This window comes from Marinobacter sp. (genome assembly GCF_041690615.1).
Lineage (GTDB): Bacteria > Pseudomonadota > Gammaproteobacteria > Pseudomonadales > Oleiphilaceae > Marinobacter.
The window spans coordinates 23,005-38,971 of record NZ_JAWLGY010000029.1; the positions used below are offsets into that span (position 1 = coordinate 23,005).

A 15,967-nucleotide genomic window follows, 5' to 3' on the forward strand; every position below is an offset into this window, starting at 1 on the left:
CAGTTTATCATTAACCCGCGCACCGCTTGTATGCTGGTCCGGGTAATCACTTGTATAGGGGTGACCAATAACCCCGTCGCTGCGAGACTCTGCCCTGCATGCTTTCCACACCATTTAATGAAACCTGGGTGTACGACCCCCGCAAACCATCACTTCATGATTATTCGGCCGATATCGACGATGACGGCGTGCCAGCCCTGGAACCGTGCCTTGAACGGATTGGTGAGCACCAGCGCCGGCTCTGGGCCAATGGTGAAAAGGCCTGCCTGATGGTCTTTCATGGACTGGACGCCAGCGGCAAGGACAGCCTGGTGCGCACCCTGGCCACCTATATGGACCCGGCGGGTTTCCATGCCTGGTCCTTCGGGCGGCCTAACGGTATCGAGGCAAAGCATGACTTTCTCTGGCGGGTGGTGCCCTACCTGCCCGCCCTGGGCGAGACGGTGGCCTTCAATCGCAGTCACCATGAAGCTGTCATGGCAGAGCGGCTCTGGCCGGTGCGGGATGAAAGTCACTACAACTGGCAGGCCCGCTACAGTGCCATTCGCGCTTTCGAGCAGCACCTGGTCCAGGAAGGCACGACCGTATTGAAGGTCTGGCTGCACCTGTCAGAAGAAGAACACCGGCAGCGACTGATCAAGCGGCTGGACAAACCCCGCAAGCGCTGGAAGTTTGACCACTCCGATATTGAGGCCTGGAAACGACGGCAGGAATACCTCGGTGTGGTGGAGGAGGTCATCGCCGCCACCCACACTCCTGAGGCACCCTGGTTGATTCTGCCGGGGGACCGCAAGCCGGTTGCCCGCGCATTGATGGCCAGAATCCTTGCGGAACAGCTGGAGGCCCTGGCGCCGGAGTACCCAAAGGAAGACGACGAAGTACTTGAACAGTATCGGGAACTGCTGCGTAAGGATAGTTAACAGAGCAACGCGCTATCCTGCTACCAGGGGCCGCGCACAACCGGATGCAACAACACCATGATTGGATTTATCCAGAAAGTTCTGGTGGATATCATCCGCACGGAAGGCGGTGAAGAGGCCTTGGTGGCTATTGGCCGGAAAGCGGGCCTGGATGAAGTGCCCGACTATCGTATTGACCGGGATTACCCGGACGATGAGTGCCTGCGACTGCTGCAGGCGACCGGCGAGTATTTCGGCCTCGACGAAGACGCGCTTTACTGGCTCTATGCGGATCACTTTATCCGGGAGTCCCGGCAATTGTTCCCCATGTTCTACCAGATGGCGGGCTCGGCGCGGGCGTTCCTGGAGCGCCAGCCCCGTATCCACACGGTGCTGGCTTCAGGCCTGCGCAACGAGGAAAGCCGGGAACGGGTCCGTGACAAGTTCGAGATTGACCAGCAGGGCGATGACCTGCTGGTCACCTATCGCTCTCCCAATCGCCTGTGTGGCTTGTATGAAGCCCTTTTTAACCGGGTGTTGCAGGAGTTTGGCGAGACCGGGTCCATGGAGATCCTCGACTGTCAGAAGCGGGGGGCGGAAGCCTGCCGCTTCTGCCTGAAGGTGGAGGCACTCGGTGAGTGATTCTGAACGGCGGCTGCGGGCCCGGATCAACGAGATTGCCGACCAGCTCTGCCAGGCGATCGACGGTCGCTATGACTTCCACCTGAGTACCGATTCCGAAGACCTGGATGTGCAGAAGCTCTCCGTGCTGTCCAACTTTGTGCTGGAATCGGTGCGCCGTAATATCCGGGAGCTGGAACGTGCCCGGGACCAGTTGGAGGAAAAGGTACAGGAGCGTACACGGCGACTGGACCTGATTATCCAGGGCGCCAACGATGGCGTCTGGGAGTGGGATTTCGAAGAAGACCAGCTGCAGGTCTCTGTCCGTTGGCTGGCGATGTCGGGATGCCAGGAACTGGGGCACCGATTCAGGCCTTCAGAATGGGTCATGCGCATGCACCCGCAGGACCGGGGCCCGTTCAGCGAGGCCATGCTCAACCACGCGAATGGGCTGAGCGAGCGGTTCTCCTGTGAGTTTCGGCTGCAGGATGGCCGTGGTGGCTACCGCTGGATGGTCGCCCGCGGCATTTGTGAGATGGATCCGGTGACAGGTTCCCCCCGCAGAATGTCTGGCACCCAGGCCGACATGACCGAACAGAAGTTCGTCGACAGCACCACGCGCCTGCCCAACGCTGAGTACCTGGATCTGGTGCTGCAGCAACGGTTGGCAGAAGGGAGCGGTCAGGTCGGACTGCTGGTGGTGGTGTTCTCCAACCTGGCCCTGGTTCGCGACTCGCTGACGCCGGCGGAGGAGCGGGCCCTGGTACGGGAGGTACGCCAGCGCCTGCACCGCTGCCTGAGGCCCGGGGAACTGGTAGCACTGCTGGCAGATAACACCCCCGCTGTACTGGTCCATGATGCGGATGAGGACGGGCTTCGCACCCGTGCCCGGGAATTGATGCAGCAGTTCGACGAGTCCCTGTTGCTGAATGAACGTCGGGTCTGGCTATCCCTGGTGGTCGGGGCTATACCGGGTGATGACGGCCGGTTCATTGGCTCAGCCGACATGCTGCAGGCCACACGCACCATGCTGCGGCGGGTCCGTAATGCTGCCACCGGCAGTTTCCTCGTCTACCAGGACGAGATGCGCCAGCGTAACCGGGAACGCCTGGATGCGGAGCAGAGCCTGCGCAGTGCCTTGCGCCATGACTGGGTGGAACCTTTTCTCCAACCACTGGTGAACCTGCAAAGCGGCGAGGTGGATGCCTTCGAGGCGCTTTGCCGGATCAGACATCCGGATCTGGGACTGATCTCCCCGGGCCTGTTTATTCCGGTCGCAGAGGAAACCGGACTGATCGGCGCGCTGTCCGATGCCATGCTGCTCAAGACCCTGCCGCTGATGAATGATCCGTTGCTGACCCAGGTCTATGGCGAACACTTTTCGGTGAGCCTCAACCTGTCCCCGGCGCAACTGCATGATCCTGCCATGGCGGACCACCTGATCCGGGAACTGCACAGGGCGGGCGTGGATCCTCGCCGACTCAAGGTGGAAATCACCGAAACCGCGGTGATGGCCGATGCCAGTATCGCCATGGTGGTAATGAAAGAGCTGCGCCGGGCGGGTATCAGCGTGGCACTGGACGACTTCGGTGCCGGTTATTCATCCCTGGGCTACCTGCGCCAGCTACCCCTGGACCAGCTCAAGATTGACCGGTCGCTGGTGTCCGGTATTGATTCAGACAGCGAGAAACGGGCGATCATGGAGATGATCCTGACCCTGTGCGAGCGCCTCTCGCTCTCTGTGGTGGTGGAAGGCATCGAGGATGAGAGGGAGTTGAGCTGCCTGGTGGGCATGGGCGCCCATGTCGGGCAGGGTTTCCTGTTCAGCCGTCCGCTACCCCGGGACGAACTGGTCGCCCGGGTTCCCCGCCGCGGCATCCTTGCCCTGGCAGGGGGCCAATAACAGTAAGGCCCGGCCGGTCAGCGTCCGGCCAGGGCCGGCTGTCGGCGCTGGGCAGCCCAGGCCAGTGCCAGGGCCGGAACGATCAGAACGGCGCTGATCATGGACAGCTGCAGGTTGGACAGGGGCACTGGGCCGCCACCGGGGATGGCCAGCAATAGCCCGCCCACGATCAGGGCCGCCCGGATAGGCCATTGCATCAGTCGGCTGGCGGCAAGGTTGCCCACCCCCAGTATCCAGCCCTGCATGGAACCGGCGATCAGCACCACACCGGCCAGCGCCTGCAGGATGACCACCAGAATCTCGTTCCAGCTGCCCTGGAAGATCAGCGCAGGGTTCAGCACGAACAGGAACGGGATAAAGTAGATCACGCTGCCCAGGCGCATGGCCTGAAGCCCGGTTTCCATGGCCCGTGATCCAGCTACCGTCGCGGCTGCAAAGGCCCCCAGGGCCACCGGCGGGGTGATGAAGCTGAGCATGCCCCAGTAGAGGATGAACAGGTGCACCGCCAGTGGGTCCATGCCGCCACCATTGATCAGGGCCGGCGCCAGCGCCACCGCCAGGAAGATATAGGCGGCCGTTACGGTCATGCCGATACCCAGGATAAAGCTGGTGACAGCGCCCATCATCAGCAGTACCAGGGTGTTGCCCCCGGCCAGGTAGATCAGGTCATTGGCGATGGTACCGGACAGGCCGGTCACTGACAGGGCGCCGACCAGCAGACCCACACCGGTGAGGATGGCAATCAGCTCGGCAAACAGTTTGCCGGCTCCGCCGAAGAATTCCTTCACGTCCTGCCAGCCCCAGCGCTGGTATGGCAGTACCTGGTTGATCACCAGCAGCAGGGCGGTGGCGTAGAACGGCGCTATCGCCTCCCGGCGAAGGAAGAACAGCATCCAGATCAGCAGTACAAACACAAAGATAAAATACCAGCCTTCCTTCAGGGTCTGACGCAGTGAGGGCAGTTCCGCAACGGGCAGGCCCTTCAGGTCGTGGCGCGCAGCATAGGCGTCGATCTGTATAAACAGGCCCAGGAAGTACAGCACTGAAGGTACTACCGCCGCCAGGGCGATGGTGCCATAGGGAATATTCAGAAACGCCGCCATGATAAAGGCGGTTGCGCCCATCACCGGCGGCATCAGTACGCCCCCGGTGGACGCGCAGGCCTCCACGCCGGCAGCATAGGACCTGCTGAAGCCCACCCGGCGCATGGCGGGAATGGAGAGCACACCGGTGGTCATCACATTGGTAATGACGCTGCCGCTCATGGACCCCATCAGCCCGCTGGAGAAGACTGCCACCTTGGCCGGGCCGCCCCGCACGTGGCCGAGCAGGGCAAAGGCCAGGTTGATAAAGAACTTGCCGCCGCCGGTCTTCTGAAGGGCCACGCCGAACAGCAGGAAGCCTATGACCAGGTTGGCAAAGGCCTGAAGGGGAATCCCCATGATGCCTTCACGGCTCATGGCCAGGTAGCTTGCGGTCTGGTCCGGCGAAGACGGAAAACCCTGTATCGGACCCGGTACCTTGTCCGCAAAAATCGGGTAGATACTGGCAAGGCCGACGATAATCGCAATGGGCAGCCCGCCGGCGCGGCGGATGGCTTCTACCACCGTCGCCCAGAACAGGAAACTCATGACGATAGCATGCTGCGGCGCGGAGTATTCCCAGCCCCGGTCGAGGATTTGTTCGGCGTTATAGACAAAAAACCCGCAGATGCCGGTGGCGGCGAGGAACAGAATAATGTCATACCAGGGCACCTTGTGCCGGCTGGCGAACCGGTTCATGGGCCAGAGCAGGAACACCAGTGGCAGCATCAGTGCCACCACCATATAGAAGAACTGGCTCTCTACCTGGGTGACCACGTTGATGAGCTGGAGGTTGAACAGGTAATCGATAGTGAACAGGGTCAGGGCCACGGTGGCCAGGCGTGGCAGCCAGGGCCACAGGCCCGGCAGCTCACGAACGCCGGAAATGTTCTCCGGCTTTTGCTCGTCGATGGACGTTTGCGTCATGGTGCAGAACACTCGCTGGAACAGAGGTGTGCGGCGGTGGACACTGCCACCGCCGCGGGTTCAGAGTGCGGATTAACGGAACACCGGGTTCATGCCGGCCTCTTCCAGGGCTGCAGCCCGGGCTTCCATCCAGCCCGCCTTGAACTCGTCTTCGTCGGATGGGGTGTCGCCGGAGGTGTATTCCTCCCAGGTGTCCATCAGGATCTGCTGGCGCTCCACCAGTTTGTCCTGGTGTTCCTGCATGTCGTCGGTCCAGTGTCCGATTTCCTTGTAGTACTCAACCACCGCGTCATGGAACGGAATCACCCACTCCATATTCTGGTTTTCCAGGGCATACCCGGCGTTGCCCGGGGCCCCATCCTTGTACTTGTCGTAGTCCTCGGTGAACACCTTCACCAGGCTTTTGACCAGGGTCTCGTCGGTATCAGCATTTGCTACCACGATCGGGTAGGGATAGCTGGAGCCGATCCAGGGGTCGTCCTTGCTGATGCCTGCGCCGGAGGTGACCTCGTGGGGCTGGAAGTAAGGTGCTACCTCGTTGAGACGCTGCCACCCTTCCTTGTCTTCCGGGTCCAGGGTCAGCCAGGTGATGCCCCGTGGGCTGGCTGCCAGTTGTTGGGGGCCGCCAGCGACAGAAACCGTGAATGCGGTGTCACTCTGGTCAGCAATGATGCCCTCGAAAGCACGGCCATAGCCGGGGAATTCCACCCGCTCCACGTCATCCCAGGTCAGGTCGCCGAAGGCCAGCATGGCTTCGGTGCCCAGGTTGAGGGCATCGTCGCCGCGAATCCATGAAACGCGCTTGCCCTTGAGGTCATAGGGGGTTTCAACATCAATATCGCCGGCCACTGCGATGCTCAGCCCGAAGCTGGCGATGGAGGTGGTGATCACCCTGATCGGCTGCGGTCCCCAGTCTTCGCCGGCGAACATCAGCACGCCCTCGGAGCCATAATAGGCGGCGATACCGCAGGAACACACCGGCACCCGCCCTGTTTTCAGGGGCGTCATACGGGAGACGTCATTCTCACCTGGGAGAATACGCAGCGACACGTCGTATTCGTTCTGCAGCAGGTTGCCGATAGAGACCATCTGCGCGTAGCCAGCGGAACTGGTGCCATAGGCGGTCATGCCCAGGGTGTTGGGCAGGTCGACGCCTTCCGCGCTGAACGCGAGGGCCGGAGCGGAGGCGAGTGTCAGGGCCACGACGGACCTTTTCAGATTGAACATCGCATTGTCCTCTTGTCTTTGTTGTATTTGTGGTTGCGGGTTCCGCAGGGCGGAACAAAATTCTGTTTAAGTATGAATACATTAATCAGCCATTGTTCAGGCTGTCAACTAAAAATAGAACAAGCGCTCGATTATGTCAGGGGCGATTTCAGGAAGATTTGTCGATCTTCCGGGCAATGTTGCTACAGAGGGTGTGAACGAAGCCGATATCCCGATTCGAAAGCAGGGGCAGTTTTTCGAAGATCCATTGATACAGTTTGCCGTCTGCAGGGGTATCCGTTGCCGGCAACAGGTGCTCCAGGCGTTCCCTGAGTGCACCGAGACGGGCCGGATCGGACCCCGGCACCTCTGACCGGTCAGTACTCGCTGTCCTGGCTGAAGAAAGCTCCCAGGCATAGAGCATGACCGATTGCGCCAGGTTGAGGGAGGGGTAGCTGACAGCCATGGGTATACCGGTCAACAGGTCGCAGCAGGCCAGCTCCTCATTGGACAGGCCCCGGTCTTCCCGGCCGAACAGCAGGGCTGTGGTGGCTACGGCATTGCCCTTGTTGGCGAGCACCCCGGCCAGTTCGCCGGGAGTGTGCCAGTCCGATCGGCCGTGGCGGGGTTTGGCGGACGTGCCGATCAGCAGTTCCGCGGAGTTTCGGACCGCCTCGATATCAGGGAAAATGCGCGCGTTATCGAGAATATGGTCGCTGCCATGGGCCAGCCAGTGGGCTTCGGGCCGGGTATGCAGATCCGAGTTGACCAGCCACAGCTGACCAAAGCCCATGGTGCACAGGGCACGGGCGGCGGCGCCGACGTTTTCGGGTACCTTGGGTTCCACCAGGACAAAGGCCAGTTGCATGACATTACCTCCGCAGCGGAGTTTACACGACACTGATACGGCTGTTTACCGGCATTGGCGGAAGCTTAATGCCTGGTTGGTCCACCATCATGCCTTATGGCAGCCGGCGCCTTTCATGGTACCGCAGCCGGACTGGGTAGTCCGGAACCCGGAACTGGCCCGCTGGCTGGATCAGCTGGATGAGACCGACTGTATCCGCTTCGAGGATGAACCGGAGCAGTTGTCGGCGTCGGTATTGCGGTGGCTGCCGGAGGTGGCGCAATACACAGCCCTGACCGCCGTGGCAGATTTAAGGCCGGCACCGGAAGTCGTGGCAACGGCAACCCTGGCCGAGCGTGAGGCCACCGATATGCCCGGGCGCAAACGATTACAGGCGGGAGCCCTGTGTGCTGCCCTGTCGCCGCTTTCCCTCCCGGCCCTGGACTGGTGCTGCGGCAAAGGCCACCTTTCCCGGACCCTGGCCCGACACAGTGGTTTGCCGGTGACCGGTTTCGAGTGGAATCCCGCCCTGGTGGAGGATGGTAATCGCCTGGCACGGCGTTTCGGTGAGCCGTTAGAGCTTCAGCCGCAGGATGTTATGGCGGCAGGCCTGCGCTGGCCCGACCGGGTCCATGGCACCGCCCTGCATGCCTGCGGGGACCTGCACCGCAAGCTGATCCGTGATGGTGTCCGGCTGCGGCAGCCACGCCTGAGTTTCTCTCCGTGCTGCTACCACCTGACCGGCCAGCAGAACTACCGTCCCCTGTCTGAGAGGGCCAGGGGGCATCAACCGCGGTTGGCGCTGTCCCGTGATGAGCTTCGGCTGGCGGTACAGGAAACCGTCACGGCCCCACTGAGAGTGCGGGAGCAGACGGAGCGGGCAAGGCAGTGGCGCCTGGGGTTTGATGGTTTGCAGCGGACATTGCGGGAAGAGGACAGCTATCTGCCGCTGCCGCCGCATCCTTCGCGGCTGCTGAACCAGGGGTTTGAGGCCTTCGCTCGCTGGGCAGCGGCCAGGAAGGGACTGGCGCTACCGGCGCACGTTGACTGGATACACTGGGAAGGCTTCGGCGCAGCGCGTTTACGGCAGGTTCGGCGGTATGAGCTGATTCGCCACCTGTTCCGTCGCCCGCTGGAACTCTGGCTGGTGTTTGACTATGCCCTGTATCTGGAAGAAGCAGGTTACCAGGTCCGGCTGGGAACCTTCTGTGAGCGCTCGCTGACACCCCGGAACCTGCTGGTGGATGCAGTCAGGGACTGAAACGAAGAAAGGCGCCCGCAGGCGCCTTTCTGGTTTCATCCTGGATGTCGTCGATCAGCGACGAACCTGCAGACGGGCTTCTACCCGGCGGTTGCGGGCACGACCTTCACTGGTCTCATTGGTGGCCTCTGGCTCGGCTTCACCGTAACCCACCGGGGTAACACGGTTGCTGTCGATGCCGTACATGTCCACCAGGCGATCCGCTACCGCTTCGGCGCGACGCTGGGACAGTTGCTGGTTATAGTCAGCCGCACCAGTGTTGTCAGTGTGGCCGGCGATCTCTACAGACACTTCCTCGTCATCCTTCATGGCGTCAGCCACTTCGCGGATATCGTCGTCGTACTCTGAGCCAATTTCCGCGCTGTCGATGGGGAAGGTGATGTACAGGGTGATGGTGTCGATGGTGACCACTTCGCAGCCGGTTTCATCCACTTCGGTACCGCGGGCGGTTCCGGGGCACTCATCCAGGCGATCCACGACGCCGTCACCGTCGCTGTCCAGTTCACAGCCATTGCGGTCGACGGCAGCGCCAGCAACGGTGTCCGGGCACTGGTCACGGTTATCGGGAACACCATCACCGTCGGCATCCGGTTCTGGTTCCGGTGCTGGAGCCGGCTCTGGTTCCGGCTCGGGTTCGCTGGCACCACGGCTGAAGGCCAGGCTGATGCCGGCGCTGACCTGGGCATCAAAGGTACTCTCGTCGATGCCATGGAAGGCTCGCACGTCACCCCGCAGTGAAACCAGGTCGGTAACGTTGTAGCGCAGGCCGCCGCCCAGGTTGACGCGGGTTTCATCGTGTTCGGTGCCCGGGGTGGTCACCGTACCGCCATCAAAGTCGGCATGGCCAACACCGGCGGCCAGGTAGGGGTTGAGCTTGTCGCTCTGGCTGCCGAAATAGTACAGGCCATCTACCCGCATTTCTTCAAAGTCCACGTCACCGCTGGTGTACTTGCGGTCGGGTTCGGAGCGGGAATAGACCGCTTCCACCGCCCACTGGGGAAGGAACCGGTATTCCAGGCCGAAGCCGTAGGTGGCTTCCTCGTCCAGATCGCGCTTGTCATCGAAATACTGGTAACCGGCGAAGGGGTTGAGATAGATCGTCTGAATATCGTCCTGGGCAAGGGCCGGGGTACTGATCGCAGCAGCCAGAAGGGCCGCTCCGAAAGGGCGGAATGTGTTCATGGGTGTTCCTCTTTCCTTGGCATGTGAAAGCGCCTTAATCCCGGCGCCTGACACAAGTTAAGTTTCGTAAGCCTGCGAATTCAAGGGACAATTACCGAAGTTTCGGAATCTACGACCCTGCTGGCCTACTCATTAGCTTACGCTCAAAAGTGTGATCTGGATCTCAAATCTTTGATTTGAAGACCATTCTTTTTCAGGGCTTGCGGTACTCGATCCGTTCCACACAGCCGTTTCTGAAATAAACGTAAGTCAGCTCGTAGAGTGCGCCGTAATATTTCGTCTGATAGACCCAGGTTTCCTGGGGGGTGGGGTAGACCTCCGAGGTGCGCCCGAATGCTCTCTGCACCTGCTCTCGCGTCATCCCCGGGAAGACCTGGTTGCGGGCCAGGTAGGTGCGCAGGTCGGTGGAGTTAATGAAACGGCAGGTATCTTTCCCGGGAGCTGTGGGCGCTTCCTCTTCAGCGGGTTCCGGGGCGGGTTCGTAGTTATAGACGGGCAGGTTGTCGCCGAGACTGCCGCCGACGCGATTGTCGCGGACGTGCACCTTCTCGGAGTCAGGGCCGCAGGGCCGGTCGGAAAACTGCACCCCACCCGGACTATCGCAACGATAGACCCCTGAATCCGCGGAGGTATCACCCGCATGCATGGTCACCAGCATGGCGGCGGCCAGCATCAGCATGACTGGTCTGAAAGGAGGCGTTCGGTGACAGTTCATTTGCGGTTTCTCATGAATTACGCATCTGTCATGGGCCGAAAATACAGGTGCGCACTTTTCTTGCTGAACGTCAGTGTACGACCCTCGTCAAAGCGTACATCAAAGGCGGTATCGGTTTCCGCCAGTACCGAACCCGGGCCGAAAATGGCGTGGCTGAGACGCTGGCTGGTCCAGACCGGTGAACTGGCGGCAGTGCTGGTAGCCGATTCTCCCCGCAGGGTGACGCCGGCCCGGTCAGCGTAGCGCTGGGCGACGCTGGTCAGGGGCTGGTCTGCCTGGTAGTTTTCGGCATCCGTGGTTGGGGAATCAGCCCGTTGGTCCAGCCAGCGCCCGAACTGCTCACTCAAGGCGAAGCAGAGTTCGTCCACAAACCGGCTTGGTGCCTGATCGGCGTCGATGGCCGGTCTCGGCCCGCCAGGCCGGGTGATCAGGTGCAGCTCTCTGCGGGTACGGGTGACGGCCACGTAAAGCAGGCGCCGCTCACTCTCCATGAAAGCCTTCAGGTCATCCTGCTGCCGGGGGCTGTAGGGCAGGTATTTCTCCTGCAGCCCCGGGATGATTACTCGCGACCATTCCAGGCCCTTGGTTCGGTGGATGGTCGAGAGCAGCACGCCGCCGGCTGGTTTGGCGGTGTCATCCTGCTTTTCCAGGGCCTGCCGACGCAAACTCTGAAGGTGGGCCAGAGCTTCTGCCGGGGGCACATCCAGCGTCGCCAGGTAATCCCGGAATCCCAGTACGGTATCAATACGCTCATTGGCCGACTCATGGGTCAGGGCCAGGCTGCGAATGCCCTCGAACAGTTCGGTTTGCTCGGCATACCGTTTCAGAAGGGTGGCGACGGGGCCGGAGAAGCCGGTCAGTGCGGTCAGGGCTTCGCCGAGGCGACGGAGCTTGCGGGCCGGCATGGGGCCAAGGGCTGACTCGTCCAGGCTGAGCAGGCAGCGGCCCCAGTCGGACTCGAAGCCCGCCAGCATCCGCGCCATGTTGCCCAGCTCCTGTTCCTTCAGGCCAACATGGGGGAATCGCAGCAACTGCCGGGCCGCCTCGAGGCGGTCTTCGGCGGTCATGCGCGGCAGCTGCCCGGTCACCACCTGAAGCAGGCTGGTTATCGCCTCCACTTCCCGGCTGAACAGGGCGCCCTTGCCCGCGTTGATGCGATAGGGGATCTGCCGGGCCAACAGGCGCAGCTCAATGGGTACACTCTGGCTCCAGACCCGGAACAGGATGGCGGTCTGCTGCTGTTCCGGTTCAGGCAGTGCTTCCAGCAACTTCACCACGACGCCACTGTCCTGCTCACTCTCGTGCAGATGTACCTGAGTGGCCGGTGTTGAAGCATGGGAGTGGCACAGCACGTCGTTACGACCGTGGTTATGGGTAATCAGGTGGTTTGCCAGCAGCGCCACCCGGTGCCCGTAGCGAAAGCTGTAGCTGAGCGTTTGCTGCAGCGGTTCGTCGAACTCCTCCCGGAACCGGGTCAGGATAAATTCCGGCCGGGCCCCCCGGAACTCGTAGATGGTCTGGTCCGGGTCACCCACCACGGTCACCTTCGCCCGGTCACCGGCCACGTAGCGCAGCATCAGGTGCTGGATTTCATTGGTGTCCTGATACTCGTCCACCAGCACCAGGTCCATCTTGTTGCCCACCAGTCGTTGCAGGGCCGGGTTCTGGTGAATGGCCATCACCGGCTCATAGAGCATGTCAGCATAGGTGATCTGGCTGCGGGCCTTGCGCCATTGTTCAAAGGCGTGGAACAGGTCGATGAGGTAGCGGTGGCGGTCACTGTAACCCAGTTCCTCGAACACCACTTCCACCGGGGTCAGGGTGGTTTTTACCAGGTCGATGAAACCGGTGGCGGTTTCCACATAGTCCTTCTTGTTGCGCCGGATCTCGTCCGCCAGGTCTTCCGGTGCCAGTTGACGGGTCAGCAGCCAGGCCTGGTAGCTGACTTCCTGTTCGGTAAGGATTTTCTCTGAGAAGGCCGGCAGGTAGCCCTCCTGAACGAACCGCTTGTACAGCCGCAGTCCCATGGCATGGTAGGTGCGCACTTCCGGCAGCGCCAGGGCAAGATCACGGGTGACGTCCCGCAGCTTGCGTTCGAAGTCCACCCGGGCGCTGCGATTGAACATCAGCACCAGCATACGGCGCGGGTCGTGGCCCTGCTGCAGCAGCCAGCGCAGGCGCCAGGCCAGGGTGGTGGTCTTGCCACTGCCGGCCACGGCGGTGATCAAGGCATGCTCGTGGCCGGCAGTGATGATGTCGCGTTGTTCGTCGGTGAGGAAGTCGGGGAGCGGGCTGGTCATGGCGCCATTGTAAAGGAGCGCGGGACAAATCCCGAATGGTTCTCGTCAGTGCCGGGGCACTGACACACTGCCGGCCGTACTTCATAATGACCGCAACATTCAGACAAGGAGTGATTCCATGGCACAGGCGCAGGATGAGTCCATCAACGTATTGGGCGAACCGCTGGAAGACTGCGGCACCGACCCGGTGACCGGTTTCTTCCGGGATGGGTGCTGCAATACCGGTCCGGAAGATCTGGGCAGCCATACGGTGTGCGCCGTGGTCACCGACAAGTTCCTGGCGTTTTCCCGCAGCCGCGGCAACGACCTGAGTACGCCACGGCCGGAGTTCGGCTTTCCGGGGCTGCGCCCTGGCGATGGCTGGTGCCTGTGTGCCGCCCGCTGGCAGGAAGCCCTGGAGGCTGGTTCCGCACCCCGGGTCCGGCTAAGGGCCACCCACCGGGCTGCATTGGATATCTGTGACCTGGCGGACCTGAAGCGGCATTCGGTGGACCTGAACTAGTGAGCAAAGGCAGCTGGCAGGCCCTGTCGCAGCGGCTGGCGGCCCGGGGTGAGCGGCGCCTGGTACTGGTGGAAGGCGCCCGCGAGCAGGCCCTGGCCCTGGTAGGCAAGGTCTTGTCACAACTGGCCCCGGCAAGCGGTTTGTGGGTTGGTGAGACGGCGGCCGTGCCCCATCCCGCACTCACCGCGATTTCGGCTAACCAGGCCCGACAGCATCTGGGCACGGAAAACCCGTTGCTGGTCTGGGATGGCTGGCAGGGGAACCCGCCGGATTCGCTGGCGGCGCTCAGCGGCACCCTCCAGGCGGGTGGTTTCTGGTTCTGGCTGATGCCGGAGCTTGCTGAGTGGGGTGCCTTCGCCGACCCGGATTATCCACGGATGGGGTTGTCCGCTGAGGGGCAGCATCCCTTTATGGCCCGGATGGCCAGGGTGCTGGCGGAGGATCCGTCGGTCATCCGTGTTGCCGCTGATGGTGATTGCCTGCCGCAGGCCTTGACTGAAGATCTTCCGGATCAGGAGGCGTTTCGACCCGCTGGAACTGCGGACCAGGAACGAGCCATAGAACAGATCATTCACACCGGCCGGGGCCGCCGCAGGCGACCCCTGGTAATCACCGCCGACCGCGGGCGGGGCAAATCCGCTGCGCTGGGTATTGCCGCCGTCCGACTGCTACAGGCCGGCCGCAACCGGATCCTGGTCGTGTCTCCCCGCAAGGAGAATGTCTCAACGCTGTTCAAACACGCCGCGACGGAAGCTGGACAGGACTACACCGGGCAAACGACCCTCCAAACGGCCTCTGGCCAAAGCCTGCAATGGTTACCGGTCGATGATCTGCTGGACCGACGACCCGAGGCGGAACTGGTCATGTTGGATGAAGCCGCCGCCATCCCGGCACCGCTACTCCGGCAAATCCTGCTGGGCTGGCCGAGAGTGGTGTTTGCTTCGACTGTTCACGGTTATGAAGGCTCCGGTCGGGGGTTCAATCTCCGCTTCCGGGCTGTACTGGACCGGGAAACCCCCCATTGGCAGGCCCTGACCCTGGAACAACCGGTGCGCTGGTCGCCCTCAGATCCCCTTGAGCCGCTGGTGAACCGGCTTTTCCTGCTGGATGCCTCCGCCACGAACCCGGGGCAGGAAGGGGATTGTTCCATCAAGCAATGGCAACCCGCTGAGGCAGGCGAGCAGGACCTGTCCAGCGCCTTCGGCCTGCTGGTGGACGCTCACTACCGCACCACCCCCGGCGACCTGCGCCAGTGGATGGACGACCCGCACGCGGTCACCCTGGTCGCCCGGCAAGGGACGGACATTGTCGGCGTGCTCTGGGCCACGGTGGAAGGCGGCCTGGACATGGAACTGGCACAAAAGGTCATGCGGGGCGAGCGACGGCTCAAGGGCCATCTGTTACCTCAGTCGCTTGCCAATCACGGCGGCGATGCCGAGGCCGCCACCCTGCGGATGTTGCGAGTGGTCCGTGTAGCAGTTCACGACCAGTGCCGCCGCCGAGGTATCGGCCAGGCACTGCTTCACCACGCCGTACGGCAAGCGACAAACCTCGGGCTGGACGCCATCGGCACCAGCTATGGCGCCTCGCAAGAGCTACTGCCATTCTGGCAATCCGCCGGCTTCAACACCGTACGCCTGGGCATCAGCCGTGAGGCAAGCTCTGGGGAATATGCTGTGCAGATGCTTCAGGGGCTGACGGACACTGGCGTGGCTGTACAGCAGCGGCTTTCGAATCGTTTTTCGGAGCAGTGGCCGGTCATGCTGCCGGTGGTGTGGCCGTCATTGTCACCGGAGCTGGTTCTGGCCATCACAGCTGATTTGCCGCCGGCGCCACCACTGACAGAGCAGGAGCTGATTGAGCTGGAGGCCTTTGCTCATGGGCACCGGGGGTTTGAGCTGACCCTGGCGGCACTAAGGCGCCTGACGATGCAAGCCGGGGTATCGGTGCGGCTGGCAGCGTCGGAACAGGCTTCGCTCTGGGTGGCCTGTGTGCTTCAGAGCCGCACCTGGTCAGACCTACGAACTCAAGGGTTATGCCACGGACAGCGGGACGGGGAATCCCGGGTGCGCAAGCTGACTGCTTCAATGCTTTCTGAATAAGCGAACTACGATGCCAATATAGCGCCTGAACCGATTCACCTTGCCCGGATTTAGTAAAAGGAGGGATAGGCATGGTTGTCGTTAATGTCGATTTCGTTGTGTTTTTGTTATCGCCTGACCACGAAACGAAGCAATCTTTAGGGAAAGAACTGGGAACTTAAAATTTCGTTACCGTTAGGTCGTGCCTCTTCGAGTCCGGCCGATATTGATTTAAAAACAATGACTAAAGGTGTTTTTCGTGTGACTATAATTCGTCCGCTTCGGCCAAACTATAGTAGACGTTATGATCTATCTTGTCTGCGGCGAAAATAGCCTTAGAGCATCTCAAGAAAACCGGTTATAACCATCTGGTTATGCCTCCATCTCGAGGCCGAAGAGAGGCGCCATAGATCGGCCGCTCTGGTCGCAAAGCGGACATTC

General features: G+C 61.6%; 12 protein-coding genes. 6 read left to right on the top strand and 6 right to left on the bottom strand.

The features are described from left to right. The first annotated feature begins 98 nt into the window (after positions 1-98). Genes ACESMZ_RS15890 through ACESMZ_RS15900 form a run of 3 tightly spaced genes read left to right on the top strand, consistent with a single transcriptional unit; the run spans position 99 to position 3,423 of the window. Positions 99-920 carry a polyphosphate kinase 2 family protein gene (locus ACESMZ_RS15890; RefSeq protein WP_372957267.1) on the top strand — a complete coding sequence of 274 codons (822 nt, stop codon included), beginning with the start codon at positions 99-101 and terminating at the stop codon, positions 918-920. Between the two features lie 57 nt (positions 921-977). Beyond that, complete coding sequence (locus ACESMZ_RS15895) at positions 978-1,541, top strand: heme NO-binding domain-containing protein (RefSeq protein ID WP_372957266.1); 564 nt, start codon at positions 978-980, stop codon at positions 1,539-1,541. Further along, positions 1,534-3,423: a putative bifunctional diguanylate cyclase/phosphodiesterase gene (locus ACESMZ_RS15900; protein ID WP_372972956.1), complete on the top strand. Its 1,890-nt coding sequence runs from the start codon at positions 1,534-1,536 to the stop codon at positions 3,421-3,423. The genes ACESMZ_RS15895 and ACESMZ_RS15900 overlap by 8 nt, the downstream gene beginning before the upstream one ends. A 17-nt stretch (positions 3,424-3,440) precedes the next feature. Here the strand turns inward: ACESMZ_RS15900 and ACESMZ_RS15905 are convergent, their stop codons facing one another. From ACESMZ_RS15905 to ACESMZ_RS15915, 3 genes are all read right to left on the bottom strand, one after another. Then, complete coding sequence (locus ACESMZ_RS15905) at positions 3,441-5,432, bottom strand: TRAP transporter permease (RefSeq protein WP_372957264.1); 1,992 nt, start codon at positions 5,430-5,432, stop codon at positions 3,441-3,443. 72 nt (positions 5,433-5,504) lie between these two features. Continuing rightward, positions 5,505-6,659 carry a TAXI family TRAP transporter solute-binding subunit gene (locus ACESMZ_RS15910; protein ID WP_372957263.1) on the bottom strand — a complete coding sequence of 385 codons (1,155 nt, stop codon included), beginning with the start codon at positions 6,657-6,659 and terminating at the stop codon, positions 5,505-5,507. Positions 6,660-6,807: 148 nt separating this feature from the next. After that, complete coding sequence (locus ACESMZ_RS15915) at positions 6,808-7,506, bottom strand: tRNA/rRNA methyltransferase (RefSeq protein ID WP_372957262.1); 699 nt, start codon at positions 7,504-7,506, stop codon at positions 6,808-6,810. Positions 7,507-7,621: 115 nt separating this feature from the next. Here ACESMZ_RS15915 and ACESMZ_RS15920 point away from each other — a divergent pair, with 115 nt between their 5' ends. Continuing rightward, positions 7,622-8,746, top strand: coding sequence for a methyltransferase (locus ACESMZ_RS15920; RefSeq protein WP_372957261.1), 1,125 nt, complete (start codon positions 7,622-7,624; stop codon positions 8,744-8,746). A 54-nt stretch (positions 8,747-8,800) separates the two neighbouring features. Here ACESMZ_RS15920 and ACESMZ_RS15925 read toward each other — a convergent pair whose 3' ends face one another. The 3 genes from ACESMZ_RS15925 to ACESMZ_RS15935 all read right to left on the bottom strand — a co-directional run bounded on the left by ACESMZ_RS15925 (position 8,801) and on the right by ACESMZ_RS15935 (position 12,943). After that, positions 8,801-9,928, bottom strand: coding sequence for an OmpA family protein (locus ACESMZ_RS15925; RefSeq protein ID WP_372957260.1), 1,128 nt, complete (start codon positions 9,926-9,928; stop codon positions 8,801-8,803). Between the two features lie 193 nt (positions 9,929-10,121). Further along, positions 10,122-10,607 (bottom strand): outer membrane protein assembly factor BamE, encoded by a 486-nt coding sequence (gene bamE / locus ACESMZ_RS15930; protein ID WP_372972957.1) that lies wholly within the window; start codon positions 10,605-10,607, stop codon positions 10,122-10,124. Positions 10,608-10,660: 53 nt separating this feature from the next. Continuing rightward, complete coding sequence (locus ACESMZ_RS15935) at positions 10,661-12,943, bottom strand: ATP-dependent helicase (RefSeq protein ID WP_372972958.1); 2,283 nt, start codon at positions 12,941-12,943, stop codon at positions 10,661-10,663. A 118-nt stretch (positions 12,944-13,061) separates the two neighbouring features. Here ACESMZ_RS15935 and ACESMZ_RS15940 point away from each other — a divergent pair, with 118 nt between their 5' ends. After that, complete coding sequence (locus ACESMZ_RS15940) at positions 13,062-13,445, top strand: DUF2237 family protein (RefSeq protein WP_372972959.1); 384 nt, start codon at positions 13,062-13,064, stop codon at positions 13,443-13,445. Then, positions 13,445-15,547 (top strand): tRNA(Met) cytidine acetyltransferase TmcA, encoded by a 2,103-nt coding sequence (locus tag ACESMZ_RS15945; RefSeq protein ID WP_372972960.1) that lies wholly within the window; start codon positions 13,445-13,447, stop codon positions 15,545-15,547. Before ACESMZ_RS15940 ends, ACESMZ_RS15945 begins: the two co-directional genes overlap by 1 nt. Positions 15,548-15,967 lie beyond the last annotated feature (420 nt).